Source organism: Burkholderia sp. B21-005, from assembly GCF_020843965.1.
GTDB lineage: Bacteria > Pseudomonadota > Gammaproteobacteria > Burkholderiales > Burkholderiaceae > Burkholderia > Burkholderia ambifaria.
Map to the genome: position 1 here is coordinate 1,820,983 of NZ_CP086301.1, position 24,105 is coordinate 1,845,087.

Annotated in this window: 28 protein-coding genes and 2 pseudogenes; 13 read left to right on the plus strand and 17 right to left on the minus strand. The window is 65.2% G+C overall.

All coding sequences use genetic code 11. From position 1 onward, the window contains the following. Positions 1 to 14: 14 nt before the first annotated feature. The 4 genes from LMA02_RS08520 (at position 15) to LMA02_RS08535 (ending at position 2,394) form a co-directional block, all read left to right on the plus strand. The gene (locus tag LMA02_RS08520) at positions 15 to 1,115 is read left to right on the plus strand and encodes an NAD(P)H-dependent flavin oxidoreductase (RefSeq protein WP_228904236.1); all 1,101 of its coding nucleotides are present in this window, start codon (positions 15 to 17) and stop codon (positions 1,113 to 1,115) included. A 180-nt stretch (positions 1,116 to 1,295) separates the two neighbouring features. Beyond that, positions 1,296 to 1,667, plus strand: a complete 372-nt coding sequence (locus tag LMA02_RS08525; protein WP_228904238.1) for a GFA family protein — start codon at positions 1,296 to 1,298, stop codon at positions 1,665 to 1,667. After that, on the plus strand, positions 1,664 to 1,804 hold the full coding sequence (locus LMA02_RS08530) for a hypothetical protein (protein WP_166723572.1): 141 nt from the start codon (positions 1,664 to 1,666) through the stop codon (positions 1,802 to 1,804). The genes LMA02_RS08525 and LMA02_RS08530 overlap by 4 nt, the downstream gene beginning before the upstream one ends. 134 nt (positions 1,805 to 1,938) lie before the next feature. Beyond that, positions 1,939 to 2,394 carry a MarR family winged helix-turn-helix transcriptional regulator gene (locus LMA02_RS08535; protein WP_006754188.1) on the plus strand — a complete coding sequence of 152 codons (456 nt, stop codon included), beginning with the start codon at positions 1,939 to 1,941 and terminating at the stop codon, positions 2,392 to 2,394. Between the two features lie 92 nt (positions 2,395 to 2,486). Here the strand turns inward: LMA02_RS08535 and LMA02_RS08540 are convergent, their stop codons facing one another. From LMA02_RS08540 to LMA02_RS08560, 5 genes are all read right to left on the minus strand, one after another. Then, positions 2,487 to 3,230, minus strand: a complete 744-nt coding sequence (locus tag LMA02_RS08540; RefSeq protein WP_228904240.1) for a GNAT family N-acetyltransferase — start codon at positions 3,228 to 3,230, stop codon at positions 2,487 to 2,489. 141 nt (positions 3,231 to 3,371) lie between these two features. Then, positions 3,372 to 3,701: a DUF4148 domain-containing protein gene (locus tag LMA02_RS08545; RefSeq protein ID WP_228904242.1), complete on the minus strand. Its 330-nt coding sequence runs from the start codon at positions 3,699 to 3,701 to the stop codon at positions 3,372 to 3,374. 72 nt (positions 3,702 to 3,773) lie between these two features. Then, complete coding sequence (locus LMA02_RS08550; protein ID WP_166723568.1) at positions 3,774 to 4,100, minus strand: DUF4148 domain-containing protein; 327 nt, start codon at positions 4,098 to 4,100, stop codon at positions 3,774 to 3,776. 66 nt (positions 4,101 to 4,166) lie between these two features. Further along, positions 4,167 to 4,586, minus strand: a complete 420-nt coding sequence (locus tag LMA02_RS08555) for an organic hydroperoxide resistance protein (protein ID WP_228904244.1) — start codon at positions 4,584 to 4,586, stop codon at positions 4,167 to 4,169. 272 nt (positions 4,587 to 4,858) lie between these two features. Further along, positions 4,859 to 5,323, minus strand: a complete 465-nt coding sequence (locus tag LMA02_RS08560) for a RidA family protein (RefSeq protein WP_228904249.1) — start codon at positions 5,321 to 5,323, stop codon at positions 4,859 to 4,861. A 264-nt stretch (positions 5,324 to 5,587) separates the two neighbouring features. On the opposite strand from LMA02_RS08560, the gene LMA02_RS08565 reads away from it, so the two are divergent. After that, positions 5,588 to 6,520 (plus strand): LysR family transcriptional regulator, encoded by a 933-nt coding sequence (locus tag LMA02_RS08565; RefSeq protein WP_228904252.1) that lies wholly within the window; start codon positions 5,588 to 5,590, stop codon positions 6,518 to 6,520. Between the two features lie 90 nt (positions 6,521 to 6,610). On the opposite strand, the gene LMA02_RS08570 is transcribed toward LMA02_RS08565, so the two are convergent. Further along, entirely contained in the window at positions 6,611 to 7,318 is a 708-nt protein-coding gene (locus LMA02_RS08570; protein ID WP_228904254.1) for an SDR family NAD(P)-dependent oxidoreductase, read from the minus strand. Between the two features lie 441 nt (positions 7,319 to 7,759). Between LMA02_RS08570 and LMA02_RS35510 the strand changes: the two are divergent. Beyond that, a pseudogene (locus LMA02_RS35510) lies at positions 7,760 to 7,924 on the plus strand (hypothetical protein); the annotation flags it as partial. Positions 7,925 to 8,017: 93 nt separating this feature from the next. On the opposite strand, the gene LMA02_RS08580 reads toward LMA02_RS35510, so the two are convergent. Then, positions 8,018 to 8,836, minus strand: coding sequence for a response regulator transcription factor (locus LMA02_RS08580; protein WP_228904258.1), 819 nt, complete (start codon positions 8,834 to 8,836; stop codon positions 8,018 to 8,020). Between the two features lie 158 nt (positions 8,837 to 8,994). Between LMA02_RS08580 and LMA02_RS08585 the strand changes: the two genes are divergently transcribed. Further along, the gene (locus LMA02_RS08585; protein ID WP_228904260.1) at positions 8,995 to 9,840 is read left to right on the plus strand and encodes a carbon-nitrogen hydrolase family protein; all 846 of its coding nucleotides are present in this window, start codon (positions 8,995 to 8,997) and stop codon (positions 9,838 to 9,840) included. A 129-nt stretch (positions 9,841 to 9,969) separates the two neighbouring features. Next, complete coding sequence (locus tag LMA02_RS08590; RefSeq protein WP_228904262.1) at positions 9,970 to 11,310, plus strand: APC family permease; 1,341 nt, start codon at positions 9,970 to 9,972, stop codon at positions 11,308 to 11,310. 452 nt (positions 11,311 to 11,762) lie between these two features. Here the strand turns inward: LMA02_RS08590 and LMA02_RS08595 are convergent. The 4 genes and pseudogenes from LMA02_RS08595 to LMA02_RS08610 form a co-directional block, all read right to left on the minus strand. Next, positions 11,763 to 12,774: pseudogene (locus tag LMA02_RS08595) on the minus strand (IS110 family transposase). A 268-nt stretch (positions 12,775 to 13,042) separates the two neighbouring features. Then, positions 13,043 to 14,443, minus strand: a complete 1,401-nt coding sequence (locus LMA02_RS08600) for an ISNCY family transposase (protein ID WP_416378663.1) — start codon at positions 14,441 to 14,443, stop codon at positions 13,043 to 13,045. Positions 14,444 to 14,596: 153 nt separating this feature from the next. Beyond that, positions 14,597 to 14,803: a hypothetical protein gene (locus tag LMA02_RS08605; RefSeq protein WP_228904264.1), complete on the minus strand. Its 207-nt coding sequence runs from the start codon at positions 14,801 to 14,803 to the stop codon at positions 14,597 to 14,599. After that, positions 14,791 to 15,279: an aminoacyl-tRNA deacylase gene (locus LMA02_RS08610; protein WP_166723561.1), complete on the minus strand. Its 489-nt coding sequence runs from the start codon at positions 15,277 to 15,279 to the stop codon at positions 14,791 to 14,793. Before LMA02_RS08610 ends, LMA02_RS08605 begins: the two co-directional genes overlap by 13 nt. Positions 15,280 to 15,731: 452 nt before the next feature. Between LMA02_RS08610 and LMA02_RS08615 the strand changes: the two genes are divergently transcribed. After that, positions 15,732 to 16,019 carry a YciI-like protein gene (locus LMA02_RS08615; protein ID WP_228904266.1) on the plus strand — a complete coding sequence of 96 codons (288 nt, stop codon included), beginning with the start codon at positions 15,732 to 15,734 and terminating at the stop codon, positions 16,017 to 16,019. 9 nt (positions 16,020 to 16,028) lie between these two features. On the opposite strand, the gene corA is transcribed toward LMA02_RS08615, so the two are convergent. Further along, complete coding sequence (corA, locus tag LMA02_RS08620; RefSeq protein WP_228904267.1) at positions 16,029 to 17,006, minus strand: magnesium/cobalt transporter CorA; 978 nt, start codon at positions 17,004 to 17,006, stop codon at positions 16,029 to 16,031. A 177-nt stretch (positions 17,007 to 17,183) separates the two neighbouring features. Between corA and cydX the strand changes: the two genes are divergently transcribed. Continuing rightward, the gene (cydX, locus tag LMA02_RS08625; protein WP_166723559.1) at positions 17,184 to 17,330 is read left to right on the plus strand and encodes a cytochrome bd-I oxidase subunit CydX; all 147 of its coding nucleotides are present in this window, start codon (positions 17,184 to 17,186) and stop codon (positions 17,328 to 17,330) included. Continuing rightward, positions 17,327 to 17,944, plus strand: a complete 618-nt coding sequence (locus tag LMA02_RS08630; RefSeq protein WP_175679824.1) for an AAA family ATPase — start codon at positions 17,327 to 17,329, stop codon at positions 17,942 to 17,944. The genes cydX and LMA02_RS08630 overlap by 4 nt, the downstream gene beginning before the upstream one ends. Positions 17,945 to 18,050: 106 nt before the next feature. Here LMA02_RS08630 and LMA02_RS08635 read toward each other — a convergent pair whose 3' ends face one another. Together LMA02_RS08635 and LMA02_RS08640 are read right to left on the minus strand one after the other, a co-directional pair. After that, positions 18,051 to 19,151, minus strand: a complete 1,101-nt coding sequence (locus LMA02_RS08635; RefSeq protein ID WP_228904268.1) for a saccharopine dehydrogenase family protein — start codon at positions 19,149 to 19,151, stop codon at positions 18,051 to 18,053. A gap of 435 nt (positions 19,152 to 19,586) precedes the next feature. Continuing rightward, positions 19,587 to 20,051 carry an Lrp/AsnC family transcriptional regulator gene (locus LMA02_RS08640; protein WP_006755043.1) on the minus strand — a complete coding sequence of 155 codons (465 nt, stop codon included), beginning with the start codon at positions 20,049 to 20,051 and terminating at the stop codon, positions 19,587 to 19,589. Positions 20,052 to 20,405: 354 nt separating this feature from the next. On the opposite strand from LMA02_RS08640, the gene LMA02_RS08645 reads away from it, so the two are divergent. Both LMA02_RS08645 and LMA02_RS08650 read left to right on the plus strand, forming a co-directional pair. Further along, a complete protein-coding gene (locus LMA02_RS08645; protein WP_166723556.1) occupies positions 20,406 to 20,951 on the plus strand; it encodes a Spy/CpxP family protein refolding chaperone in 546 nt (181 codons plus the stop codon). 128 nt (positions 20,952 to 21,079) lie between these two features. Beyond that, positions 21,080 to 21,511, plus strand: a complete 432-nt coding sequence (locus tag LMA02_RS08650) for a PGDYG domain-containing protein (protein WP_011656930.1) — start codon at positions 21,080 to 21,082, stop codon at positions 21,509 to 21,511. 48 nt (positions 21,512 to 21,559) lie between these two features. Here LMA02_RS08650 and LMA02_RS08655 read toward each other — a convergent pair whose 3' ends face one another. The 3 genes from LMA02_RS08655 to LMA02_RS08665 are packed head-to-tail and all read right to left on the minus strand — an operon-like array spanning position 21,560 to position 23,822. Then, the gene (locus tag LMA02_RS08655; RefSeq protein ID WP_228904269.1) at positions 21,560 to 21,922 is read right to left on the minus strand and encodes a DUF3022 domain-containing protein; all 363 of its coding nucleotides are present in this window, start codon (positions 21,920 to 21,922) and stop codon (positions 21,560 to 21,562) included. A 13-nt stretch (positions 21,923 to 21,935) separates the two neighbouring features. Further along, complete coding sequence (locus LMA02_RS08660) at positions 21,936 to 22,724, minus strand: YhfC family intramembrane metalloprotease (RefSeq protein WP_228904270.1); 789 nt, start codon at positions 22,722 to 22,724, stop codon at positions 21,936 to 21,938. Positions 22,725 to 22,778: 54 nt separating this feature from the next. Beyond that, positions 22,779 to 23,822, minus strand: a complete 1,044-nt coding sequence (locus LMA02_RS08665; RefSeq protein WP_228904275.1) for a LacI family DNA-binding transcriptional regulator — start codon at positions 23,820 to 23,822, stop codon at positions 22,779 to 22,781. Between the last annotated feature and the right edge of the window lie 283 nt (positions 23,823 to 24,105).

Here is a 24,105-nt window from a genome sequence, read left to right on the forward strand (position 1 = left end):
AGGAGACGCACGACATGATTCCCTCGACCGACAACCGGACGCTGTTGCGCACGCTCGGCATCCGCACCCCGATCATCCAGGCGCCGATGGCCGGCGTCAGCACGCCCGCGCTGGCGGCAGCCGTGTCGAACGCGGGCGGGCTCGGCTCGCTCGGCGTCGGCGCGACGAACGCCGACGGCGCGCGCAAGATGATCCGCGACACGCGCGCGCTCACCGACCGGCCGTTCAACATCAACCTGTTCTGCCACCAGCCGGCCCGTGCCGACGCTGCCGTCGAACGCGCGTGGCTCGACTGGCTCGCGCCCGCATTCCACGAACAGGGCGCGACGCCGCCGGCGTCGCTGTCGGAGATCTATACGAGCTTCGTCGCGGACGATGCGATGCTCGCGATGCTGGTCGAAGAAAAACCGGCCGTCGTGAGCTTTCATTTCGGGTTGCCGTCCGACGAGGCAATCGCGATGTTGAAGCGCGCGGGCGTCACGCTGTTCGCGGCCGCGACGAATCCCGACGAAGCCCGGCAGATCGCCGCGGCCGGCATCGATGCGATCGTCGCGCAGGGCATCGAGGCCGGCGGGCACCGTGGCGTGTTCGACTCGACGGTGCACGACGATCGGCTCGGCACGTTCGCGCTCACGCGCCTGATCGTGCGCGAATGCGCGCTGCCGGTGATCGCCGCCGGCGGCATCATGGACGGCGACGGCATCGCCGCGGCGCTCGCGCTCGGCGCGCAGGCCGCGCAGCTCGGCACCGCCTTCGTCGCGTGCCCGGAGACATCGATCGACGACGGCTATCGCCACGCGATCCTCGGCGACGCGGCGCGCCGCACGACGTTCACGAGCGCGATCTCCGGGCGGATCGCGCGCGGCCTCGCGAACCGGCTGACCGCGCTCGGCGACGATCCGCACGCACCGGCCACGCCGGCCTATCCGATCGCGTACGACGCCGGCAAGGCACTGCATGCGGCCGCGAAGGCGAAAGGCGAGTTCGGCTACGGTGCGCAGTGGGCCGGGCAGGCGGCGCCCCTCGTCCGGTCGCTGCCGGCGGCCGAGCTGTTCGCGACGCTCGAGCGCGAGACGCGAGCGGCTATCGCGCGGTTGCAGCACGTGCTGGACTGATTCCCGGGCCCGCGCCGCGCGCACCGGCGCTGGGCCAATGCGCCGCAATGCCACCGCAACGCGCGGTGCCGGGCACAAAATTGCAATGTTCTGTATCCGCACGCCGCGCGGATACAGCGCGATACAAAGCATGGGCCCGGGCCCGCTATAAAGCAGACATGACCTCCTGAGGAGCACGACATGTCTGCTACATGGTTCAACGGATCCTGCCATTGCGGCGCCGTGAAATTCGAAGTCCGGACGGCGCTTGCGCCGGCGGTCCGCTGCAACTGCAGCCTCTGCCGCCGCCGCGGCGCGCTGATGAGCCCGATGTTCGACGCAAGCGAACTGAAGATCGTCGCAGGCGAGGGCGCGCTGACGAGCTACCGGTTCAACACACGCACGGCCCACCACTTTTTCTGCAGCCAGTGCGGCATCTATCCGTTCCACCAGACTCGCAAGGATCCCGCGTGCTGGCGCGTCAATCTCGGCTGCCTCGAGGGCGTCGATCCGTACGCGCTCGAAGCCACGGTCGCCAACGGTGCGAGCCTTTCGGTCGTGGAGGACGCATGAAACGCTGGCTGATGATCCTGCTGTTCGCCGCGGGCGGCCTCGCGACCGAAATCGCCCATCCGGTGCAGTGTTCACTGCTGTCGATCAGCCGGCAGCGGGTCGGCACCCGCCGGGGCCGGAACGACAGCCAGTACTGAACATACAAGCGCGGGCGGGCGCCGCGCGAATCGCATCCTGTAGATCGGAAACGATAATCATGCTTCCGATAAGATCGCACGCGATATATAATCGGTTCATCTGCGACACGATCCCGTGTCGAGGGAGGACGCTCATGAAACCGACTGAAGCACCATCGCCCGCCACGCCGAAACTGTCCGAGTTCCTGTGTTTTGCGATCTACTCGACGAACCTCGCGTTCGGCAAGGCATACAAGCCGATCCTCGAAGAGCTCGGCCTCACGTACACGCAATACATCACGATCATTGCGCTGTGGGAGGAGGGCAACCAGACGGTCGGGCAGCTCGGTGAAAAGCTGTTCCTCGAATCGAACACGCTGACGCCGATCCTGAAGAAACTCGAGGCGATGGGCTATCTGGAGCGGCACCGCGATCCGTCGGACGAGCGCCAGGTGCTCGTGAGCCTGACGAAAAGCGGCCGCCGCGTGCGCGAGAAGGGGCTCGACATGGACCTCGTCGAAGCCACCGGGTTGAAGCCCGACGAATTCGCGAAGATGCAGAAGGCGATCGTCACGCTGCGCGGCAACCTGATCGATTCGATCGACGAATAGACACGAGCCGGCGGCGCACCTGCCGCCGGCCATTGCCGCAATTTCCGCACGCGTCCGGCGATCGCGTCCGACGCACCGCCGCGACGCGGCCGTTACGGCCGGCTCTCAGGCTGGCCCGTCCGGGTCTCCTCACGCTCCAGCACCAGCAAATGCATGTCGCGGCGCGTCACGAAGCCGAGTGCCCGATAGCGCTCGATCGCGACGTGATTCGACGTGAGCACGTGCAGGAATGGCGTTTCCGCCCGCGCGCGGATGGTCGCGATCAATGACCGGATCAGTCGGCCCGCGAGGCCCTGGCCCCGAAACGCGGCATCCACGCACACGGCGCTGATCTCCGCATGGCCGCCGGCCCTCAGCCGCTGACCGGTCATCGCGACGAGCCGGCCCTGCCTGCGCACACCGATATAGCCGCCGAATTCGACCGTACGCGGGCCGAACGGGCCGGGTTCCGTCGCCGCGATCAGCGCGAGCATCTCCGGCACGTCGGCTTCGGTCAGCGGCACATGCTCCGAAGGATCGGCGGCGTCGAGCGCTCCCTGCCAGATCATCTGATGCAGCGTCGCACGCCGGACTACCGAAAGACCGGCCGGCGTCGGGATCTCGTCCGGCGAGAACAGTGCCGCCGGCCCGTAGGCGTCGATCAGTCCGCGCAACGCGTCGAACGCGGCCGGGCTGCGGTCGGCCATGCCGGCAAATGGCGCGAGCGCCGGTGGAAACCGCCGCGCACGCGCGTCGCCGAGCGCAAAACGGTGCTGCTCGCCGGCGAGCGCATGCCATACGGCGTTGTCGAGCGGATGCGATCCGCCTTCTTCGTGTCCCGCCGTTGCTTCCTGCATCGAATGCTCCTTGATTGAACGCCGTCCGTCGCACAGCATAGACGCGATCGGTCGCGCAGGTTGCAGACAAACAAAAAGCGCACGCGATTACATCGCATGCGCTTTATTTGACGGACGGTATCGCCGATTTCGTCGTGACGTTCAATGACCGAAATAGATCGAGCGCTCGGCCATGCTAATCGCGCTGCGACCGCCGGATTGCGTCGCGCCGTCGGCGTTGCTGCCATAACCGGCTGACTGCGTGTCGGCCGCCGTCGCGCCGTTGTCGCGAACCCGCTTCAGCGCTGCCTGCAGGTTGTCCGGGTAGTTCGGATCGTTCGGGCGATTCGGCAAATAGCCGGCCTGCTGGAGCGCGGCCAGCTCCGCCCGCACCTGCGCGCGCGTCACGGTGCTTTCGGTTGCGAAGGCCGGTGCGGCAACGGAAGCCGACACGGCGACGAGCAGGGCTGCAATCAGTTGAGTCTTCATCATTCACCTCGATAGAAAAGAGCGTATTCAGGGTTGTCCGGGCACGCCGGCAATCAATGTCGGTCGCGGTTTCGTTCAATGGCCGAAGTAGATCGAGCGCTCGGCGACACGCGTGACGGCACGGCTGCCCGACTGCGTGACGGCGGCGGCGTCGCTGCCATAACCGGACGTCGCCGTATCGGCCGCGACGGTGTCGTTGGCGTGGATACGCGTCAGCGCGGCCTGCAGGTCGTCCGGATAGTGCGGATCGTTCGCGCGGCCCGGCACATAACCGGCTTGCTGCAGCTGGACGAGCTCGGCACGCACTTGTGCACGCGTCACGACGGCTTCACTGGCAAAGGCCGGGGCGGCAACGGCGGCGGACACGGCAACGAGAAGGGCAGCGATCAGTTGGGTTTTCATCATTTACCTCGACAAGAAAATAGCGGGAGATTCGTGAAGGCGGCGCCTGACCGCCCGATGCAATGCTCAGACGATGCGGATCTCGACATCGATGTTGCCGCGCGTCGCCTTCGAATACGGGCAGGTCTGATGCGCGGTATCGACGATGTGCTGCACGACGTCGCGATCGATCCCCGGCACGCTCACGTTCAGGCGAGCCTGCAGAAAGTACGCGTTGCCGCCCATGCCCAGGTCCACTTCGGTGTCCACCGCGAGATCGGCCGGCAGCGTCACCTTCGCCGCGCGCGCCGCAAGCTGCATCGCGCCGATGAAGCAGGCCGACCAGCCGGCCGCGAACAGTTGTTCCGGGTTGGTGCCGGTGCCGGCGCTGCCCGGCGACGACAGCTGGATGTCCAGGCGGCCGTCGGAACTGCGCGCCGCGCCGTCGCGGCCGCCGGAAGTCGTGTGCGTCTTGCCCGTGTACAGCACTTTTTCGATCTTGCTCATCATTCACTCCGTCAGGTTTGAAGGTTTTTTCAGATGCGATTCGATCGCATGCGATGCAGTTTCGTCGAGGCGCCGCCTCACGTCAAGCGTATTCGATTAAATCGGATGCGATATTTTGTATTCCAATGTATCAGGATCGTGTCGAGCCTTGCGGGACAAGGCTTTTCATCGATACGCCCCTTATATTAAAAAGGCGATGCGGAGAGGAAAATTCACGGCGGGCAGGGCAGACACCGGTCGGAATGGCCGTTGTCTCGGCGGCGGCAACCCGGTTATGCCGGACGGATTTCGGCGATCACGACCAGGATCACGGCCGCGTCGGCAGGCAACTGGCGCTGGGAAAAGGCCGAGCGAGCGTGTCCGGCCTTGTCGCCCAGCACCGCGGCGAACAGGTCGGAGGCACCGTCGATCACGGCCGGCTGGCCGTAGAAGCCGTCGGCCGACGCGACGTGGCCCTCGACCCGCACGATGTGATGCAGTCGATCGAACCCACCCAGGTACTTGCCGATCTGCGCGAGCACGTTCAGCGCCGCGAGCTGCGCCGCGTGCCGACCGTCATCGACGCTCAGTTGTTCGCCGACGCGGCCCGTATAGGCCACCTTGCCATCGGCGAGCGGCAGTTGCCCGGACACGAACAACAGGTTGCCGGCTTCGCTGACGGCCGTATAACTGCCGAGCGGTTGGGGCGGTTCGGGTAGCGTGAAGCCGAGTCCGGCCAGTTTCTGTTCGATCGTCATCGCGTTCTCCTTCGGGGATGATTGATGGGTCTGTCAGTCACTCTAGTGAGGCGGTCGGCGCCGGTAAATATCGTTCGCGCAATTGATTTGGCACACGATGTAACGAATCGCGCGCGGCATCGAACGACGCGAACGCGTGCCGGCGAAGCCGCCCGGTGCCGCCCGCCGTGTTCGCCGGTTCGCTGGTTTGCCGCCGGGGATTCATGCACACTCGTTGCTTCGACGTCCCACGACGCAAGCACCGGACACCGCTGGAGCCGCTTCATGCAACGAAAATTCGACGACCTCCTGCTCGGCAGCATCGAGCTGTTCTGCCTGGCAGCCGAACTCGGCAGCTTCACGCTCGCCGCGACGGCCGCGAGCGTCACGCCGGCCGCCGTCAGCCGGTCGGTCGCGCGGCTCGAGGAGCGTCTCGGCGTACGCCTGTTCGTCCGGACCACGCGGCAAATCCGCCTGACCGATTCCGGACGGCGCTACTTCGAGCAATGCCGTGATGCGCTGTCTCAGCTCGTCGATGCGGAGCGCGAGGCAACGGGCCAGCAGGCAACGCCGGCGGGCGTGCTGCGCATCAGCATGCCGACGCCGTACGGACACTATCGGGTGCTGCCGCTGCTGCCCGCGTTTCGCGAGCGCTACCCGGACGTATGCGTCGAAACGCATCTGAGCAACCGCAACATCGACTTCGCCGAGGAGGGCTTCGACCTTGCGATCCGCGGCCGTGCGCCGGCGGACTCGAGCCTCGTCGCGCGCAAGCTCGAGGACGCCGAACTCGTCGTCGTCGCGACGCCCGGCTACCTGAAGCGCGCCGGCGTGCCGCGCGCCGTCGACGATCTGCACGCGCACGAATGCATCCAGTTCGAGCTCCCGAGCAGCGGGCGGCCGATTCCGTGGCTGTTCAACGACGGCGCGGCAGAACTCGAAATCGCGACGACCGGCGGCTACGGCACGTCGGGCGACGTCCTCGCAGGCGTCACGCTCGCGCGCAGCGGTGCTGGCCTGTTCCAGACCTACCGCTTCATCGTCGAACGGGATCTGCGGGAGGGCACGCTCGCGGAGGTGCTGTCCGGCCAGGGCGGCCGGTCGCGGCCGTTCATGCTGCTGTATCCGCATGCACGCTACCTGTCGTCGCGCGTGCGCGTCTTCGTCGACTTTCTCGTCGAACATCTGGAGCAGGCGCCCGGCAAGCGGAAGCGCTAGCTGCGTGCGGCCGGTGCGCGAACGGCGCGGCTGAGCCGGTAGCGGGCCGGCTCGCGCCATCCGCACCGGCCGTTCTCACTACTTTGCCGCTCAGTGCCCGGCGCTCTGGCCGCCGTCCACGTGCAGGATCTCGCCGGTGACGAACGGCGCCGAATCGAGATACAGGATCGCGCCGACGATGTCGCTCATCTCGCCCATCCGGCCGACCGGATGCAGCGCTGCGAGCGTTGCATGCGTGTCGGGCGCATGCATCGGCGAGTTGATGATGCCGGGCGACACGGCGTTCACGCGGATACCGGCCTTCGCATATTCGATCGCGAGCGACTTCGTCGCCGCATTGAGCCCGCCTTTCGTCAGCGATGCGAGTACCGACGGCACGTTGCCGTTCGCGTGGTCGACGAGGCTCGTCGTGATGCTGACCACGTGTCCGCCGCCGTGCCGCTGCATCGCCGCGATCGCGCGCTGCGTGACGTGGAAGAAGCCGTCCAGGTTCACACGGGTGATGGCCGCATAGTCGTCCGCGGTGTATTGCGTGAACGGCTTCGCGATGAAGACGCCGGCGTTGTTGACGAGCGTGTCGACCCGACCGAAGCGCTCGATTGCGGTGTCGACCACCCGCCGCGCGACCGCCGGATCGCCGATGTCGCCCGCGACGGTGACGAGATCGGGATCGTCCGACGTCCCGATCGACCGGGACGTCGCGACCACCCGATGGCCCTGGGCTCGGAATGCGTTGACCGTTTCAGCACCGATGCCTTGCGATGCGCCGGTGACGATGATGACTTTGGACGTGCTCATGATATGCCTCGACAGGTGACTGGTATTCGGCTTCAGTGCCGACCGGATCGATGAATCCGATGGACCAGACTCTAGGCGTGTCGGGCCGGAGTTCGAACACCCACCATGGAGCAACAGTCTTGCGTCGCGGGAACAAATGCGGGGAGGGTGGTGGCGGTCGCAGCGGTGACTGGCGCGGTGGCGGTGTTGGCGCAGGGGGATCGACGTGATCGTCAACGAGCGGGCAATCGGGAGGGCACGCGCGTCGAATCTTCGTGAATGCGGGGGTTTGCGCGGTCAAATGCTGCGAACGCCGGGCGCTGGTTTGTTCGTAACACGGCGGGCACTTCGAAAATTTATCAATGCTATCCGGATAACTTTTCTTATCACAATAGCTCGATTAAAAAGACGAACTCGCTCATTCCAGAATGCGCCTGACGTGGGGCTCCGGCCGCCGGGTGCGTGGAAGAAGCGAATGCACGCAGTCAATCCGGCGCGTTCACCACGCATGCAGCACCGTCAATACGTTTGCCGTTGCCGCTCGTATGGGACGGCGAGCTGTTCGCGCTACCCGAGCAGCGGCGGTGTTGCGAAGCGGCGTCCGCGTACGGCATGCGCACCAGTGTCGTGCTGCCGGCGCGCGGCGCGAAAGGGGAGGTCGGCATGCTGTCGTGCGCGAGCGTGGACGACATCGCCCGTCCCGGAACGCCACGCTGGATATCACGCGCGCTCGTCCGTTCGTCCCCGATCGTAGAACATGGCAAACAGCTCGGATTGCGATCCGACGCCGAGCTTCGCGTAGATACGCTTTTTGTGCGCACGCACGGTCTCGAACGAGATCGACAGCTTCTCCCCGATCGCGCGTGACGAGAATCCGCTCAACGACAGCATTGCGACTTCGATTTCGCGCATCGTCAATGCGCCGCGCCCGTTCTTTCCGGTCAGCATGCCGAAGCGCGCATGCGGATCGGGCGCATCGATTTCCGCTGTGCGCGACGCGCCTTTGACCGCGAACGTTTCGAACCGCAAGCGCTGCTGCATCAGCGACAGCACCCATGGCGTGTACAGCGTGAGCAGTGCCATTTCGCGCTCGTCGTACTTGCTCGTCTTGCCGAGCGAGAAGCCGAGCGTGTGATCGCGATCGATCACGACGTTGAAATGCACTTCGTCGCCGACGATGTTCTTCTTGAAGTACCGCTCGTAGTACTCGGTCATCCGGAAGTTGTCCGGCGCGACGTCGGCAAGCGTGTAGAAGCCCGGCGACTGCGTTTCGAACGCGGCGAGATAGAACGGATCGAGCTGATAGAGCGCGGCCAGATAGTCCTGAAACATCAGGTCGATCTTGCCGTCGGGCATCGCCTGTTCGGCGAGCACGAGCGGGGCGGCGTCGCGCGCGAAACGCAGCGCGACCCAGTTGCCGACAGCGACGTGCCGTTCGAGCACCCGCGTGAGGCGTGCCCAGAAATGCGGGCCATCGAGGGCATCGATGGCCGAACCAATCTCCCGATGAAAAGCGAGATCTCGCCATTCGAAGTCCATCGTGTCCTCCGGTGAGGTAACCCTGGCGGGGAATTTCAGGTCAAAAATAATAACCCGATAATTTGCCTCACTTCGTCACGCAGCAGACCATGCAGCGCTTTGCTCGGCACGCATGGCTGAGACCTGCAACTGAAAGGCGATTGGAAGGAGATGACTTCATGCAGGTAGAACTCGCGCAACTGACGCTCGTCGACGGCGACGTCGTGCACAACACGCGCAAGGTGATCGATACGATCGAACACGTCGACAGCGCAGGCGGTACCCGGCTGATCGTGTTCCCCGAAACGACGCTGTCCGGCTTCCCGACGCGGGACACGGTGGCCGACGTCGCGCAGCCGCTCGATGGCCCCGCCTTGTCCGCGGTACGCGACGCGGCACGGCAAAAAGGTGTTGCCGTGGCCGTGGGCCTCGCCGAGCGCGACGGCGGCCGGTTCTACAACACCACGGTGCTCGTCGACGAGCAGGGCGATATCGTGCTGCGCTATCGCAAGACGCATCTTTGGGCGTCGGATGTCGGCGTCTTCACACCGGGCGACCGCTTCGCGACCTGCAGCTGGAACGGTCTGACGGTCGGCCTGCTGATCTGCTACGACATCGAATTCCCCGAGACGGCACGCGCCGTCGGTGCGCTCGATGCCGATCTGGTGATCGTCACGAACGGCAACATGGACCCGTTCGGTCCGGTGCATCGCCGTGCGATCGCCGCGCGCGCGATGGAGAACCAGATGTTCGCGGTCATGGTGAATCGCTGCGGTTCCGGCGACGGCAACCTGACGTTCGCCGGCCTTTCCACGCTCGTCGATCCATTTGGCGACACGGTGATCGAGCTGGGCCGAGACGAGGCGGTCGTGCACGCGAGCGTCGATCCGACGCGTCTCGAAGCGAGTCGTGAACACTACAGCTATCTGCACGATGCCCGTGTGGCGCTCGGTCTGTCGCCCGTCGAACAGGCCGGCGGGAACCGCGCGGTCACGATCGACCCGCGCCGTCACCGCGCCGAATAGCCGGAACCCACGGTCCATTGAACGCATGGGGCAGGGCGCAATGCCCTGCACGTGCTCGCCCGTCCCATTGAAATGCCGACCAGACGGCACACAGGCTTTCGTATTGGCCGCCGAGGCCCAGGAGACAACATGCAAGCATCATCATCCCATGAACCCGCACGCCTGAAGCGCACACTCGGCCTGCCGTCCGTGCTGCTGTTCGGGCTCGCCTACATGGCACCGCTGATCGTCTACGGTACTTACGGCGTGCTGGCCAAGGCCAGCGACGACACGGCCGCGCTTGCCTATCTGCTCGCGCTGATCGCCATCGCCTTCACCGCGCTCAGCTACGGCAAGCTCGCGCGGCTCCATCCGGCAGCGGGCTCGGCTTATACGTACACGCGCAAGACATTCAACCCGCATCTGGGTTTCATGATCGGCTGGGCAACGCTGCTCGATTACTTCTTCCTGCCGATGGTGATCTGGCTGATCGGCGCAGCGTATCTGAACGCGGCATTTCCGCACGTGCCGACCTGGATCTGGATCGTGGCGTTCATCGTGTCGACGAGCGGCCTGAACATCGTCGGCATCGATCTGGCCGCGCGGTTCAACATCGTGCTAATGGTCGTGCAACTGGCGGTCGTCGCGATGTTCGTCGTGCTGTGCGTGCACTATGCGTCGGCTGCGGCAGGCGCGGGCGGTATTGCAATGGCGCAGCCGCTCTTCAAGCCGCACGTGCCGTTCGGCGCGACGATGGCAGGCGCCGCGATTGCCGCATATTCGTACCTCGGCTTCGACGCGGTCTCGACGCTGACTGAAGAGACGATCGATCCGAAAAAGAACATGCCGCGCGCGATCCTGCTGATTGCGCTGATCGGTGGAGCAATCTTCGTGATCGCGGCGTACACGATGCAGCTTGCGCATCCGGGGGTCGAATTCAAGGATACGGATTCGGCCGCGTTCGAAGTGGCGAAGATGATCGGCGGCGATCTGTTCGTCACCGTGTTCCTCGCAGGCCTGATCCTCGCTCAGTTCGCGTCGGGCATCTCCGCGCAAGCGAGTGTCGGCCGGTTGCTCTATGCGATGGGCCGCGACGAAATCCTTCCGAAGCGCATCTTCGGTTTCATCCATCCGCGTTTCAAGACGCCCGCGATCAACATCGTGCTGGCCGGCAGCGTCGGATTGATCGCGCTGAAGCTGGATGTCGCCACCTCCACGTCGTTTATCAACTTCGGCGCGTTTCTGGCCTTTACAGCCGTCAATCTGTGCGTGATCCGCCTGTACCTCCGGGGGCATCGGGGCGAACACCGAATCGGCGTGGTCGGCGGACTCGTTTTTCCCGCGATCGGCGCGGTATCCGATATCTGGCTGCTCGTGAGCCTCGAGAGGGCTGCACTCGTGCTCGGCGTCGCGTGGTTCGTGCTCGGGCTGGTGTATCTGTGCTGGATTACGCGCCTGTTCCGCCAGGCACCGCCGGAAGTTGCGATTTGACCGGGCCGCGGAAGGATGGGCAGCGAGCATTCAAATCCGGTTGGGGACATCACACAAACCTTCGACGGTCGGTGCCGGCGCGGAATCTACAATCCAGCGTTCGGTCCGTTGCAGCGATCGCAGCGATCGCAGCGATCGCAGCGTCCGGCGCCGGACACCCGGCGGCCGTTCAGCTTACGCGGCACGAAAGCGGACATTTCTTATATGGTCGCCTCCCATTTGCAAGGTGATTTTTGATCGTGGCGAGGAGGGTGGTTGCGGACTTATATCCGGACTCGATCGCAGGACGTGCCTGCCGGCCCCGATGGATTTCGCCGCAAGGTTCCTAATCTAAATAGCGGACTCGAGGTCCGAGAAATGTCTCAGGCTTGCCCTTGCGCGGTCCAACCTGTCTTGCCATCTTTCAGCATCGCCTGTGCAACCGTGGATCGGTTAAAGGGATTGAAGCTTGACTACTGCGACGGTGCCGCCTCGTACGTTCGGCCATACGCCAGCAGCGCCCAGATTGTTCGCGCCATCTTGTTTGCGAGTGCAACAGCCACGACGTTCGTTGGTCGTCGGGACAGCATCTGACGCAAACGATCCGGCAAGTGCTTTGAGCTCGAGATGACCGATCGCGCGCCGTGGATCAGTAGCGTCCGCAGATAAACGTCACCGCGTTTGCTGATCCCACCGAGCTTGATCTTGCCTCCCGAGCCGTTCTGCCGCGGCACGAGACCGAGATAGGCGGCAAACTCCCGCCCCGAGCGAAACGTTCTTGCCTGTCCAATGACCGAAACCGCGGCAGTTGCCGTGAGCACGCCCACGCCCGGAATCTCCGAGATGCGCAGGCATGCATCGTCATTGCGCCGCCAATTGAGAATGCGTTGCTCGATCCGAGCAATCTGCTCATCGAGTGCACGGAGTCGCGAAAGCTGATCCTGCAGGCTGTCCAGCAGCATAGCCGGCAACTCGTCGGCCAGTGACGCCAGCGCGGCTTTGGCGGCGTCAATCGATGCACGACGGCCTTGAGGCAACACGACGCCGAACTCGTAGAGCAATCCGCGAAGTTGGTTGACCTGCATGACGCGAATCCGGACCAGTTGCTGGCGTATCCGGTGCATCGCCAGCATGGCCTGCTGGTCTTCGGTCTTAACGGCCACGAACCGCATGCCGGGACGCTGGGCAGCTTCCCAGATCGCCGCGGCGTCAGCTGCATCATTCTTGTTCGACTTCACGAACGGCCGCACGAACTGAGCCTGCGATGAGCCGCACGTCGTGGCCGAGCCGCGCCAGGACCCGGGCCCAATGATGAGCGCTGCCACAGGCCTCCATAACGACGCGGCTCGCCGGCCGGTTGGCGAAGAACGGCGCGAGCTGGGCACGTTTGAGTACCTTGCTGCGAATCGCGCCGGTTTCAGGCTCGACATAATGAATCTGGAAAACGCGCTTGGCCAGATCGATGGCAATGGTCGTGGGTTCCATCTGGTTCTCCTTGGCGGCTGGGTTGCCGAACCAGCAATGTCGCATGCTCTGGACGCGAGATTGCGGCGCCGGACGACCCGTTAAGGCGGGAGGCGACCATTCCATCTATGTAGCCAAAAGCGGACATTTCAATCTAGCCATTACAAGATTTTGTCATACCCGGATTCAGATGTCGTAGCGCCAGCTAAATACAGATGTCGCATGTTTCATCGGTCGTTCCGTCCTTCAGCGTTGAAGCGCCGAGCTTGAAGCAGCAGGGCGCTGACGCTCACCCCCGGGCCTTGGCAGACCGCCGATTCGATTCCGCTTGATGTGTCTGTGACGCGACCTGCAAGATGGCTGCTTCGATGTCGGCTTCCGTGAAGGCGCGCTGCTTCTTGGCACCTGGCAACGATCCCTTCGCCCGCACCGGTAGCCCTCGATTGGCGCGCGACGGCGAACCCGAGATCCGCCGGTTGTCACGCTGCGCCTGGATCGCTTCAGCCACCTGCAGCGCGTGACTCAGGCGCTTGTGTTCGATGATCGCGCCTTGATCGACCTCCGCCAGCTTGTCGTAAAGGCGGCATCGCAATATCTCGCCATCGGCCCGGATTTCAATCCGGCCATCCGGGTACTCCCAGACGTCGATATAGCGATGAATCAGCTTCCGATTCTCGAGCGTATCGTCCAGCAGATACAGCACACGGTCGTACAGCACCGTCAGCGACTTCGAGACCCGACGCGTTTCGCGCCAAGTCATCAACCGGTCCAGATTCTCGTCGTCCCGTAGCGGCCGATGCGCATTGAAGTCGCTGCGCGGCGGCTTCGCGAAGCGCGCGTTATACATGGCGATGAAGGAGGGCGCATAAGCGTTGGCGTCGGCCACCGTGTTGATCCCGCGCAATCGCATCTCCTTGACCAATCGATCCTGCAACGTCAGATGCGCACGCTCGACACGCCCCTTGGCCGAGCTGCTGTTTGCGCAGAACGTGTCGATGTTCAGCTCATACATGGCCCGGCCAAACTGCGTCACGCTGCGGCCGGTCTTGCCGGCCTTAGGACTGCGGAACACGCTGTACTTATCGCTGTAAAGCGCCACCGGCTTGCCATGGCGCTCCAGATACGCCCGCGTCGCCTCGAAGTAGCTGAAGGTCGATTCGGTCGCCGTAAAGTGCAGATGCTGCAGCCGGCTCGTCGCGTCGTCGACGTACACCAGCAGCGTGCAGGCCGGCGCCCGTTCCTCGAACCATCGATGATCGCTGCCGTCGATCTGGATCAGTTCGCCCAGGCAGGCACGGCGTGCTCGTGGCTGGTAGATCTTCGGCGGTCGTTGCCGGCGCGGAATCCAGAGCCCAGCGTCTGTCATCAGCCTTCTGACCGTTTCCTTCGACAACTGCAGCCCATGGCATTCCCAAAGCTTCTCGCAGGCCAGCGTCGGCCCAAAATCGGCGTAGCGCTCACGAATCAGGCTCAAGGCACGATGTGCCAAATCCTCGGGCAGTTGATGGTTGCTCGCGTGGCCACGGCGCTGCGAAAGCAACCCGCAGGGGCCAGCAGCCCGATACCGGGCGACCAGCCGTTCGATCTGCCGTCGACTGATCCCGAGCCGCTCCGCGGCTCGCCAAGGCATCAGACGCTGCTCGATCACGGCTTCCACGACCTTCAGACGATCCAGCTCCCGCATGCTCATGGTGATCAGTCCAGGTTGGCCCACGATGCGCTCCGGCAGTTCGACCCGCCGCCAGCATGCGCCGAAACCCTCGGGCTACGACATTTCAACTTTGCCCAGATGCGACATTACAACTTTGCTCTTACACCAGTCATATCGATAATTCACCTTATGTCAAATCACAAATTCACCCGAAAACACCTCTGAAATCCCGGCCAACCGCCGCCGCAATCCCGCCTCACCGGCCGCCTCCAGCCCCGTTTTCCAGGCAAAAACCGTCTGGACAAAAATCAATCGCCCACGATTTCCCCGACGGCCGCCCACCAGACGCCGTCTCCATCCACCGCAAACCGCCCGCATCACGACGATCAGGAAACCCACATCCCCTGCATCTTGTGCGAGAAATGCGCGCGCTCGGCCGTCTCCATCAGCGACAGGAATTCGTCCTGCGTCATGTGGATCAGCGCTTCGTGGTCGCCGGCCTCGAAATACACTTCCGGCTGCTGCGCGAGATGTTCCTCGAGGAACGTCTTCATCCCGTACGCCATGCATACCGGCGGCAACGCGCCCAGGTCGCAATCCTTGAACAGTTCGCGCAGTTCGATTTCCCTGGCGAGCACGAGATGGCGGCCGGTCTGGACCCAGAGGTCCGACAATCGCACCGCGTGCGATGTCGGCAGCACGGCGGCGACGTAGCCTTCGTCGTCCTCGAGCAGCACGGTTTTCGCGAGGCGATCGCCGGGGATATGCGCGGCGGCGGCCGTCTCCATGCTGGTATGGCTATACGGGTGGTACACGACTTCGTACCGCGATGACTTCTGGCGCAGGCAATCCTGCAGGGTGGCTGATACAGGCATGGCACACCTCGTCTGGGCGAATCGGGCGAACGAAGTTCGCTCCGGATTTGTCCAGCATAGGTCGCATTGCGGCCAATGGAAACGCCTTCCCGCGGCACCCCGTACGGACGGCCCCACACCCGGCTTCGGCCCCTTTTCCGATCACGCGACCGCCCTCGCCGGCATGTGAAATTCGGGCCCGGAATGCGCGTCCATACACTTGCCGAACCCACCTTGCCTGAAGACCAAACCTGCGATACGCCGTGCGGTGCGATGACGCAAACTCATGCGACGGCGGATCGGCATTAGACCGTTAGTTGCATTTAAGGGAAGGGTATCGAAATGCCGAACTCATCCCGGACAGCCGCCAGGGTTCGGCAACCCGCCACAAGCCGCCCCGACAAAGATCGGGCCGCGCCCTATACTGAGCCCAAGCGCCCGCCATCCCGCGGCGGCCGATTCCGGGAGCGACCATGCATTACCAGCTGATCTACGAACTCGTCGACGATTACCTGTCCCGGCGCGAGCCATACCGCGCCGAGCACCTCGCGCTCGCGAAGGCAGCAACCGAACGCGGTGAGCTAGTACTCGCCGGCGCGCTGCAGGATCCGTCCGACCAGGCCGTGCTCGTGTTCGAAGGCGATTCGCCGGAAGCCGCCGAATCGTTCGCGCGCGCCGATCCGTACGTGCAGAACGGCCTCGTCAAGTCGTGGCGCGTGCGGCCGTGGCGCGTCGTGGTCGGCAAGCACGCACCGCACTAGCCATCGCGGCTACAGCCACCCCGCCCGCTTGAAGCGCCACCACAGCGCGAGATCGGCCGCGACCATCACCGCGATGCAGCCGTAGAAGCCGTACTTGAGGTGCAGTTCGGGCATGTTCGCGAAGTTCATCCCATAGATGCCGGCGATCATCGTCGGTATCGCGAACAGCGCGGCGAACGAGCCGAGCCGCTTGGTCACCTCGTTCTCCGCGAGCGAGATCATCCCGAGGTTGACCTGGACCGCGGTCACGACCATCTCACGCCGCCCTTCGATCGTCTTCACGATCCGCTGCAGGTGGTCGTACACGTCGCGGAAGTAATGCTCCATGCCGCTGCAGACCTGCGGAATGCGGCCGCCGGTGAGCTTCGCGAGCGGCTCCATCAGCGGCGCCGTGTGCTGGTGCAGCATCACGAGCCGGCGTTTCAGCGAATAGAGATCCTCGATGATCGCCCGCGACGACGCGAGCGTGGCCTTCGCGAAGATGCGATCCTCGAGTTCTTCGAGCTCGTTGCCGAGCGTCTCGAGGATCGGGAAATAGCGGTCGACGACCTGGTCCATCAACGCATAGAACACGAACGCCGACCCCTCCTGCAGCAGATGCGGCTCGCGCTCGCAGCGCTTGCGCACCGCGCGGAAATCCTGCTCGGTATGGTTGCGGATCGACAGCACGTAGTTCGGGCCGACGAACACGTTCAGCTCGCCGACATTGAATTCGCCGTCGCCATCGAACTCGACCGTATGCAGCACCGCGAACAGCGAATCGCCGTACTCCTCGATTTTCGGGCGCTGATGCCCCTTGCGGGCATCCTCGAGCGCGAGCTCGTGCAGCGCGAACTCCTCGCCCATCAGGTCGATCTCTTCCGGTGTCGGATCCTTCAGGGCGACCCACACGAAACACTCGGGCTTCGACACGTAGTCGCTGATGGCGTCGATATCGATGTCGGCCAGCTTGCGGCCGTCCTGGTATGCAGCACAATTGATCAGCATGGTGTCTCTAATGTTGCGGTTTTCGCACCAGTTTACCGGTTTGGCGCGCGGGCGGCCCGCCTTGCGCGGTGCGCCGATATTGGTCATGATCGGAGTGCCTGCGCCGCAGCACGCGCGGCACCGCTTCGGCAGACGCACGGCACGGCTGTGCGGCCCAACCATCAAGGAGACAGGCCCATGTGGTATTTCTCGTGGATACTCGGCATCGGCGTGGCGCTCGGCTTCGGCATCATCAACGCGATGTGGCTGGAGGCGGAAGTGTTCTCGCGCGACGACAAGCGCACCGGCGCAGCGCGCTCGGGCTCGGGGAGCCGCTATTCGTGACGCATCTGGTGTTCTTCTGCGGTCATGCCGGCACCGGCAAGACCACGCTCGCGAAGCGGCTGATCGGGCCGCTGATGCGCGCCACCGGCGAGGCCTTCTGCCTGCTCGACAAGGACACGCTCTACGGCCGCTACAGCTCGGCTGCGATGGGCGCCCTCACCTCCGATCCGAACGATCGCGACAGCCCGCTCTACCTGAAGCATCTGCGCGATCCCGAATATCAGGGCCTGCTCGACACGGCGCGCGAGAATCTCGCGCTCGGCATCGGCGCGCTCGTGGTCGGCCCGCTGTCGCGCGAAGTGCGTGACCGGCGCATCCTCGACCGCGCCTGGCTCGGCATCGGGCCGGACATCGCGCTGACGGTCGTCTGGGTGCATACGGCGGAAGACGTGGCGCACCAGCGGATCGTCGCGCGCGGCAACCCGAACGACGCGTACAAGCTCGCGCACTGGGACGAATACCGGCAACGCCGCTTCGTGCCGACCGGCCATGAATGCGACGGCATCGTGATGTTCGACAACACCGCGCCGTCCGACGCGGACATCGATGCGCTGCTGTACCGCATCGTGCCGCCGGCGCCGCAGGCAACGATGGTCCCGCCGCTACCCGCCTGAGCGGCACGCACCGCCCCGCTCCTTTCCGCTTCGACCCGCCTCAAAAAACAACGCCGGAAGCGCTGTTGCGCTCCCGGCGTTGCACGGCCCTCGTGCCGGAGATCCGTCAGGCGACTTCGTGCACGCGCTCCATCGTGCCGCCTTCGTACAGCTTGCCGAAGCGGTTCGACAGGAACGCCTTCAGCGACACCTTTTCCTGCGGAATGAAACCGCTCTGCGGCAGCTTCTTTTCGCGGAACAGATCCAGCACCGCGCACATCGCGCCGGCCGTCGTGATCTGGATCGCGCTCATGTGCATGCCGCACACGTCCTTCGCGAAAATCTTGCGCGTGAACACGTCCTGCACGAGCTGGCCATCCTTCACGCCCGTTACCGTGACGAACACGAGCACGACGTCCTGCTTCGTCGACGGCACCGCGCGGCGCATGATCGACTTCAGCGTGTCGCGGTCGCTCGCCAGGCGCAGGTCCTCGAGCAGGAACTGCACGAGTTCGCGGTGGCCCGGATAGCGCACCGACTTGTAATCGAGCGTCTCGACCTTGCCCGACAGCGTCTCGCACAGCGTGCCCAGGCCGCCCGACGTGTTGAACGCCTCGTATTCGGTGCCATCGAGCGAGAAGTGCTCGAGGCCTTCGAGCGGCTGCACCCACTGCTTGCGGCCGTCGCGGATCGCTTCGCACGGCTGGCAGTATTCGTTGATCAGGCCGTCGACGCTCCACGTCAGGTTGTACTTCAGCGCGTTGGTCGGATACTCGGGCAGCGCGCCGACGCGCATCTTCACGTCGCGCACTTCGCTGAAGCCGTTCACGAGCTCGTGTGCGGCGATGCCGATGAAGCCCGGTGCGAGGCCGCACTGCGGCATGAACGCACGGTCCGAACCATCGGCCAGTTCGCGGATCGCGTGGGTGGCGCGCACGTCCTCGGTCAGGTCGAAGTAATGAACGCCGGCCGCCTTGGCCGCCGCGGCGACGTTGACCGCGAGGTAGTACGGCAGCGCGTTGACGAGCGCATCGAAGCCCTTCACGGCTTCACGGATCGCATTGGCGTCGGCCGAATCGACGCGTTGCGTCGCGATGCCTTCACGCGACAGCTTGGCGAGCGCATCCGCATCGCGGTCGAACGCAACGACTTCGTAGTCGCCCGTTTCACGCAGCATGTGAGCAATGGTGTGGCCGATCAGACCTGCGCCGACGATGGCGATTTTCATGCGCTTATCTCCTGATGATGGGTTTGGTGTTGGTGTACGGCGTCGAGCCATGAACACAGTTTAGGGACGCGCAAAATCAGTTCCAAGACGAAGAATGATGCGAAACGACCTATAAATTCGACGAAATGACGATGCATTTCGTCACAACGACCAAATCGTCTAAAAATTGCATATATGACGGCCCGCAAACGGGCCGCCATCGATGCGTCTGGACGGAGAGAAAGAAGCGGGCAAAGCGGGACAGGCGCCAAGCGAAGGAATCGTTACGCGTGTGCAGGCCGGCATTCGACCCGACGACGCTCGCGTGACGATGCGCGAGACAACGCCCCGCCCTGCGGCGAACGCAAACGGCGGGGGTTCAACGGAAGGTAAAGGAGCAACAACCTGCGCGACGAATCGCGCCGCGGCGTCACGCGCGACGCCGCATGCGACGCATCATCCGCCGATCGTGCCGCGATCGATCTTGCGCGACAGAATGATCGACGTCGTCGTGCGCTCGACGCCTTCGAGCGTGCCGATCTGGTCGAGCAGGTCGTTGAGCCGCTCCGGCGAATCGGCACGCAGCCACGCGACATAGTCGTATTCGCCGCTCACCGCGCACAGCAACTGCACTTCGGGCATCCGGTCGAGCCGGCGCAACACGTCCTTGCCGAACTTCGGCGTGAGGATGATGCCGACATACGCGTAAATGCTCGCATCGAGCACGTCCTGCCCGAGCCGCACGCTGTACCCGGCGATCACGTTGGTGCGCTCGAGCCGCGCGATGCGCGCGACGACCGTCGTGCGGGCGACGTCGAGCTGTCGCGCGAGATCGGCAACGCTTGCGCGCGCATCCGCTTGCAGCAGCGCAACGAGTTGCCGGTCGAGGTCGTCGAGTTGGTCGAGGCGAGGTGGACGCATGAGGCTGGGCCGGCGGCAGCGCGCCGGCGAAATGGAACGTGACGCGATGATAGCGCCGAACGCCGGTGCGCCCAAACGGCGTCGCACGCCTTCACGGGCTCACGCGTTCGCACCGCTCTTCCCGCTCGCGTGCGACGCGCGGCGTGCCGACACACACACAACCGAACGCCATCGACCGCCGCCCGTCCGCGATGTCCGTTTCCTTTCAATTTCGATTCGTTTCGGATGTAAGCAAGTGTCGCTTTCACTGCCGCGTGACACGCAACGTGCTACTAATAGCAGGCGACGCGAGATGCGTGCTCGCGGCACAGGCCGCGGCGCCCGCTCGCACGACACCACCCCGGAGAGCCAACCATGAAGAAAATCTCGCTCACCCTCGCGATGCTCGCCGTTGCAGCAGGCGCATTCGCACAAACGCCGCCGCAACCGCAGACGCCCGCCCCGGCGACGGCAGCGGCCGCGTCGGCGCCGAGCGCCGAACAACGCGCGGCACGCCGCGAAGCGCGCATCGAGCAGCGCATCAAATACCTGCACGATCAGCTGAAGATCACGTCGGCGCAGGAGCCGCAATGGAAGACGTTCGCCGACACGATGCGCGAGAACGGTGAAACGATGGGTCACCTGTATCGCGCACGGATGGAAAGCCACAACGTGTCCGCGGTCGACGACATGAAGCAGTACGCGGAACTCGCGCAGGCGAACGCGGACGGCGCGAAGAAGCTCGCCGACGCATTCGCGCCGCTCTACCAGAGCTTCCCGGCCGAACAGAAGGCACTGGCCGACACGACGTTCCGCAGCTGGCTGCACCATGGCGGCGAACACCGCGGCACGGGCAAGGCCAAGAACAAGGAAGGCAAGGCAGCCGCCGCGCCGGCCGCAAGCGCACCCGCGCAACCCTGACGTCCGCCTCGCCGGCGCCGCGTTGCCCGGACGGGCGAACGGCGTCGCGCATCCCGCGGGATTTCGGCGCGTCACACGGCGCGCCGGATTCGGGATAAGCTCCCGGCTTTTCCCGCACTTCCCCCGCCATGCTCGAACTCAAGCACATCGATCTGCGTACCGACCCGCAGGCCCGTCACGTCGTCAAGGACGAAACCGTCACGGTCGCCTTCGCGGCTGCCGACGGCGAACTGATGAGCCTCGAGGGCCCGAACCGCTATGTCGCGGGCGACGCACTGATCACCGGCTCGACCGGCGACCGCTGGGTCGTGTCGCGCGCACGCTTCGACGCGAAGTACCTGCCCGCCGACCCGGCGCTCGCGCACGGCACGCCGGGCGCGTACCGGAACCGGCCAGCTGTCGTGCTCGCCCGCCGCATGGACGAGCCGTTCACGATCGCCCGCTCGGAAAACGGCGACACGCTGCGCGGTGTCGCCGGCGACTGGGTGATGCAGTATGCGCCGGGCGACTACGGTGTCGTGCAGGCGCAGCGTTTCGCGCAGGTCTACCGCGACGCATGACGCACCGCAGCGGCGCGACACCAGCCTCGCGCCGGCGCGCGCTCACGTTCACGCGAAGTCTTCGTCGAGTTCGAGTTCCGCGTCACGCTCGATGGCCTCGCCGGCCGCGTGGCGCTCCTCGAGCGAGCCCAGCATCGCTTCCGTGTACGCATGCAGCACCGCATGGCTGCGGGCGCGCTGCATCGGCTTGAGCGCCAGATAGCGCGCCAGCGCGGGCGGCACGATGCGGATGTCGAGCGTCATCCGTTTCGGCGCGGAGCCGAAACGCATCGCAAGCCAGTGCACGGACAGGAACCGCCCGCGCTCGTCGCTGGTTTCGGCAAAGCGCGTCTGCTCCGGAAAGAGATCGCAGATCACGCGCGCGAGCGCGTCGAATTCGGCGCTCTGGCATTCGATCAGATAGTCGTCCATTCCGTCTCTCCCGTCAGGCAGCCGTACGCGACGGCCGGCACGCCTTCACCAGCACGACGACCAGGATCGCAGCCAGCACGAAATACCCGGCCTCGACCCAGGCGGGCGGCAGCACGCGCACCTGGTACAGCAGCGCCGGCGCTGCCGCCAGTGCATGCAGCACGATCGCGAGCGGCAGCACGCCCGCGCGGCCGGCGCGCACGCCGCGCCAGACCAGCACCGACAGCGCGAGCTGCAGCACGAATGCCGCACAGCGCTCGAGCAGCAACAGCAGGATCGACTGTGCCGACAGCGTTGCCAGCATCACGTGCAGCCGCACGACGGTATCGCCGGGGAGATCCGCGAGCTGCGTCTCGAGCTGCCCGCGGCTCGCGAGCCACGCGAGATACGACCACTGGCCCCATACGAGCACGCCGACGAACCAGGCTTCGGCACCGGCATGGCCGATCCCGTAGCCGATGCCGCGCCCGTCGCCGGCCGACGCGCCGTAGCGGCGGTTCAGGATCCGCATCCCGAGATAGCGGCCGACTTCCTCGAACACGGCGGTGGCGAGCGCGCTGTACGCGACGAACGCGAGCGGCTGCGTGAGCCAGCCGCCGGCGGGCGTCTGGCTCAGCACGAGGCCATGGAACGCGCGTTCGACGATCATCGCGAACAGCGTGAAGACGGCGACGCCGACGATCGTGTCGCGGCGGTCGAGTGCAAGCGGCTTGCGCAGGATACGGAAGAGAACGAACGGCAGTAGCGCGATGATCAGCGTGGCGGCGATCAGCACCGCCAGCGTGACGGGAGCGACAGTCATGAATTTCCTTGTTCGGGGCAGCGCACCTGGCGCGCTGCGTGCCCCGAATGATACTCAGCTTGCGGTCGACGCGCGCGCAATCAGCTCGCCGGGCAGCATCGCGACGCGCACGTCGCCGGCCGCGCCGTCGATGCGCTCGTGCACGAATTCGACGGCCTTGTAGCCGATCTCGTAGGTCGGCTGGCGGATCGTCGTGATGCCGATCAGTTCGGCCCATTCCGGATCGTCGATCGACAGCAGCGCGGCCTTCTCCTGCCACGCCGCGCCGAAACGCGCGCGCAGATGGCGCGCGATGGCGAGCGCGACCGGCGCATTCGCGGCGAACAGCGCCGCACGCACGCCGCGCCGGGTCGCGTCGTCGAGGCGCGCGTCGAGGTCGGCGAGCGCCGCGGCGGCCGCCGCCGGCTCGTTCAGGTCGAGCACGACCGTAGGCGGCACCGGCAGCCCGCGCGCGTCGAGCGCCGCGCGGAACGCGGCCTCGCGCAGGCGCCGCGAGCTGACGCGCTCGAACGGCTGCACGACGAAATGGATCGCATCGAAGCCGCGCGCGATCAGGTGCGCGAGCGCCGTCTCGATCGCATCGGTGTTGTCGAGCCCGATCAGGTCGGCCTCGAAGCCCTCGACCGTCCGGTCGACGAGCACGGCCGGAATGCCGGCGCCGCGCAGCGGGCGCAGCACGTCTTCATCGGCGCCGAGCGCGTTGACGATCAGCCCTTCGACCCGGTAGGTCGTGAGCAGCTGCAGGAAGCGCCGCTCCATCTCGACTTCGTTCGCCGCGTGACAGATGAGCGGCATGTAGCCAAGCGCGTGGCACGCGGCCTCGACGCCCTGCAGCACTTCGATGGTGTACGGATTGGTCAGGTCGGCCGCGAGCATGCCGAGCAGCCGGTTGCGGCCGCGCTTCAGCCCGCGCGCCATCTGGTTCGGCCGGTAGTTCAGGCGCGCGATCGCTGTCTCGATCCGCTGGCGCAGATCGGCGGACAGCACGTGCGTCTCGCCGTTCAGATAGCGCGAAACGCTGGTCTTGCCCGTGCCGGCTTCGCGTGCGACGTCGCTGATCGTCGCGGGACGCTGCGTGGAAGGTTGCGAATCGCTCAAGTCGTGCCTCGCGACGTACGATCCGCGCCGCTTCGTGTGCGGACGGACCTTTGTTGTTGGATACGAAAGCCACCGGGCGGACGCCGCCGATCCCCTGCCGCGCGCTCGCCCGAAGCCGGCGCACTCGCGCCCGCCCCGGTCACCTGAAACGCACGGCGATCGGCCGCACCCGACCTGGCACGGATGCCCGTCGCCGAACGCTGCCGGCCGCGTGGCCGGGTCATCGCTGCAACGAGCGGGCGATCATAACGCAGCCTGCCCTCCCGCACCAAGACCATCGACT

What these genes read in the sequence shown, in the direction of transcription:
- LMA02_RS08600 (WP_416378663.1), bottom strand. Translation starts at nt 14,443, where the DNA reads ATGAGCATGCGGGAGCTGGATCGTCTGAAGGTCGTGGAAGCCGTGATC.
- corA (WP_228904267.1), bottom strand. Translation starts at nt 17,006, where the DNA reads ATGCTGATCAATTGTGCTGCATACCAGGACGGCCGCAAGCTGGCCGAC.
- LMA02_RS08530 (WP_166723572.1), top strand. Translation starts at nt 1,664, where the DNA reads ATGAAACGCTGGCTGATGATCCTGCTGTTCGCCGCGGGCGGCCTCGCG.
- LMA02_RS08615 (WP_228904266.1), top strand. Translation starts at nt 15,732, where the DNA reads ATGCATTACCAGCTGATCTACGAACTCGTCGACGATTACCTGTCCCGG.
- LMA02_RS08655 (WP_228904269.1), bottom strand. Translation starts at nt 21,922, where the DNA reads ATGGACGACTATCTGATCGAATGCCAGAGCGCCGAATTCGACGCGCTC.
- LMA02_RS08660 (WP_228904270.1), bottom strand. Translation starts at nt 22,724, where the DNA reads ATGACTGTCGCTCCCGTCACGCTGGCGGTGCTGATCGCCGCCACGCTG.
- LMA02_RS08545 (WP_228904242.1), bottom strand. Translation starts at nt 3,701, where the DNA reads ATGATGAAGACTCAACTGATTGCAGCCCTGCTCGTCGCCGTGTCGGCT.
- LMA02_RS08550 (WP_166723568.1), bottom strand. Translation starts at nt 4,100, where the DNA reads ATGAAAACCCAACTGATCGCTGCCCTTCTCGTTGCCGTGTCCGCCGCC.
- LMA02_RS08590 (WP_228904262.1), top strand. Translation starts at nt 9,970, where the DNA reads ATGCAAGCATCATCATCCCATGAACCCGCACGCCTGAAGCGCACACTC.
- cydX (WP_166723559.1), top strand. Translation starts at nt 17,184, where the DNA reads ATGTGGTATTTCTCGTGGATACTCGGCATCGGCGTGGCGCTCGGCTTC.
- LMA02_RS08610 (WP_166723561.1), bottom strand. Translation starts at nt 15,279, where the DNA reads ATGCCTGTATCAGCCACCCTGCAGGATTGCCTGCGCCAGAAGTCATCG.
- LMA02_RS08650 (WP_011656930.1), top strand. Translation starts at nt 21,080, where the DNA reads ATGCTCGAACTCAAGCACATCGATCTGCGTACCGACCCGCAGGCCCGT.
- LMA02_RS08580 (WP_228904258.1), bottom strand. Translation starts at nt 8,836, where the DNA reads ATGGACTTCGAATGGCGAGATCTCGCTTTTCATCGGGAGATTGGTTCG.
- LMA02_RS08570 (WP_228904254.1), bottom strand. Translation starts at nt 7,318, where the DNA reads ATGAGCACGTCCAAAGTCATCATCGTCACCGGCGCATCGCAAGGCATC.
- LMA02_RS08525 (WP_228904238.1), top strand. Translation starts at nt 1,296, where the DNA reads ATGTCTGCTACATGGTTCAACGGATCCTGCCATTGCGGCGCCGTGAAA.
- LMA02_RS08565 (WP_228904252.1), top strand. Translation starts at nt 5,588, where the DNA reads ATGCAACGAAAATTCGACGACCTCCTGCTCGGCAGCATCGAGCTGTTC.
- LMA02_RS08645 (WP_166723556.1), top strand. Translation starts at nt 20,406, where the DNA reads ATGAAGAAAATCTCGCTCACCCTCGCGATGCTCGCCGTTGCAGCAGGC.
- LMA02_RS08540 (WP_228904240.1), bottom strand. Translation starts at nt 3,230, where the DNA reads ATGCAGGAAGCAACGGCGGGACACGAAGAAGGCGGATCGCATCCGCTC.
- LMA02_RS08635 (WP_228904268.1), bottom strand. Translation starts at nt 19,151, where the DNA reads ATGAAAATCGCCATCGTCGGCGCAGGTCTGATCGGCCACACCATTGCT.
- LMA02_RS08640 (WP_006755043.1), bottom strand. Translation starts at nt 20,051, where the DNA reads ATGCGTCCACCTCGCCTCGACCAACTCGACGACCTCGACCGGCAACTC.
- LMA02_RS08585 (WP_228904260.1), top strand. Translation starts at nt 8,995, where the DNA reads ATGCAGGTAGAACTCGCGCAACTGACGCTCGTCGACGGCGACGTCGTG.
- LMA02_RS08535 (WP_006754188.1), top strand. Translation starts at nt 1,939, where the DNA reads ATGAAACCGACTGAAGCACCATCGCCCGCCACGCCGAAACTGTCCGAG.
- LMA02_RS08555 (WP_228904244.1), bottom strand. Translation starts at nt 4,586, where the DNA reads ATGAGCAAGATCGAAAAAGTGCTGTACACGGGCAAGACGCACACGACT.
- LMA02_RS08520 (WP_228904236.1), top strand. Translation starts at nt 15, where the DNA reads ATGATTCCCTCGACCGACAACCGGACGCTGTTGCGCACGCTCGGCATC.
- LMA02_RS08560 (WP_228904249.1), bottom strand. Translation starts at nt 5,323, where the DNA reads ATGACGATCGAACAGAAACTGGCCGGACTCGGCTTCACGCTACCCGAA.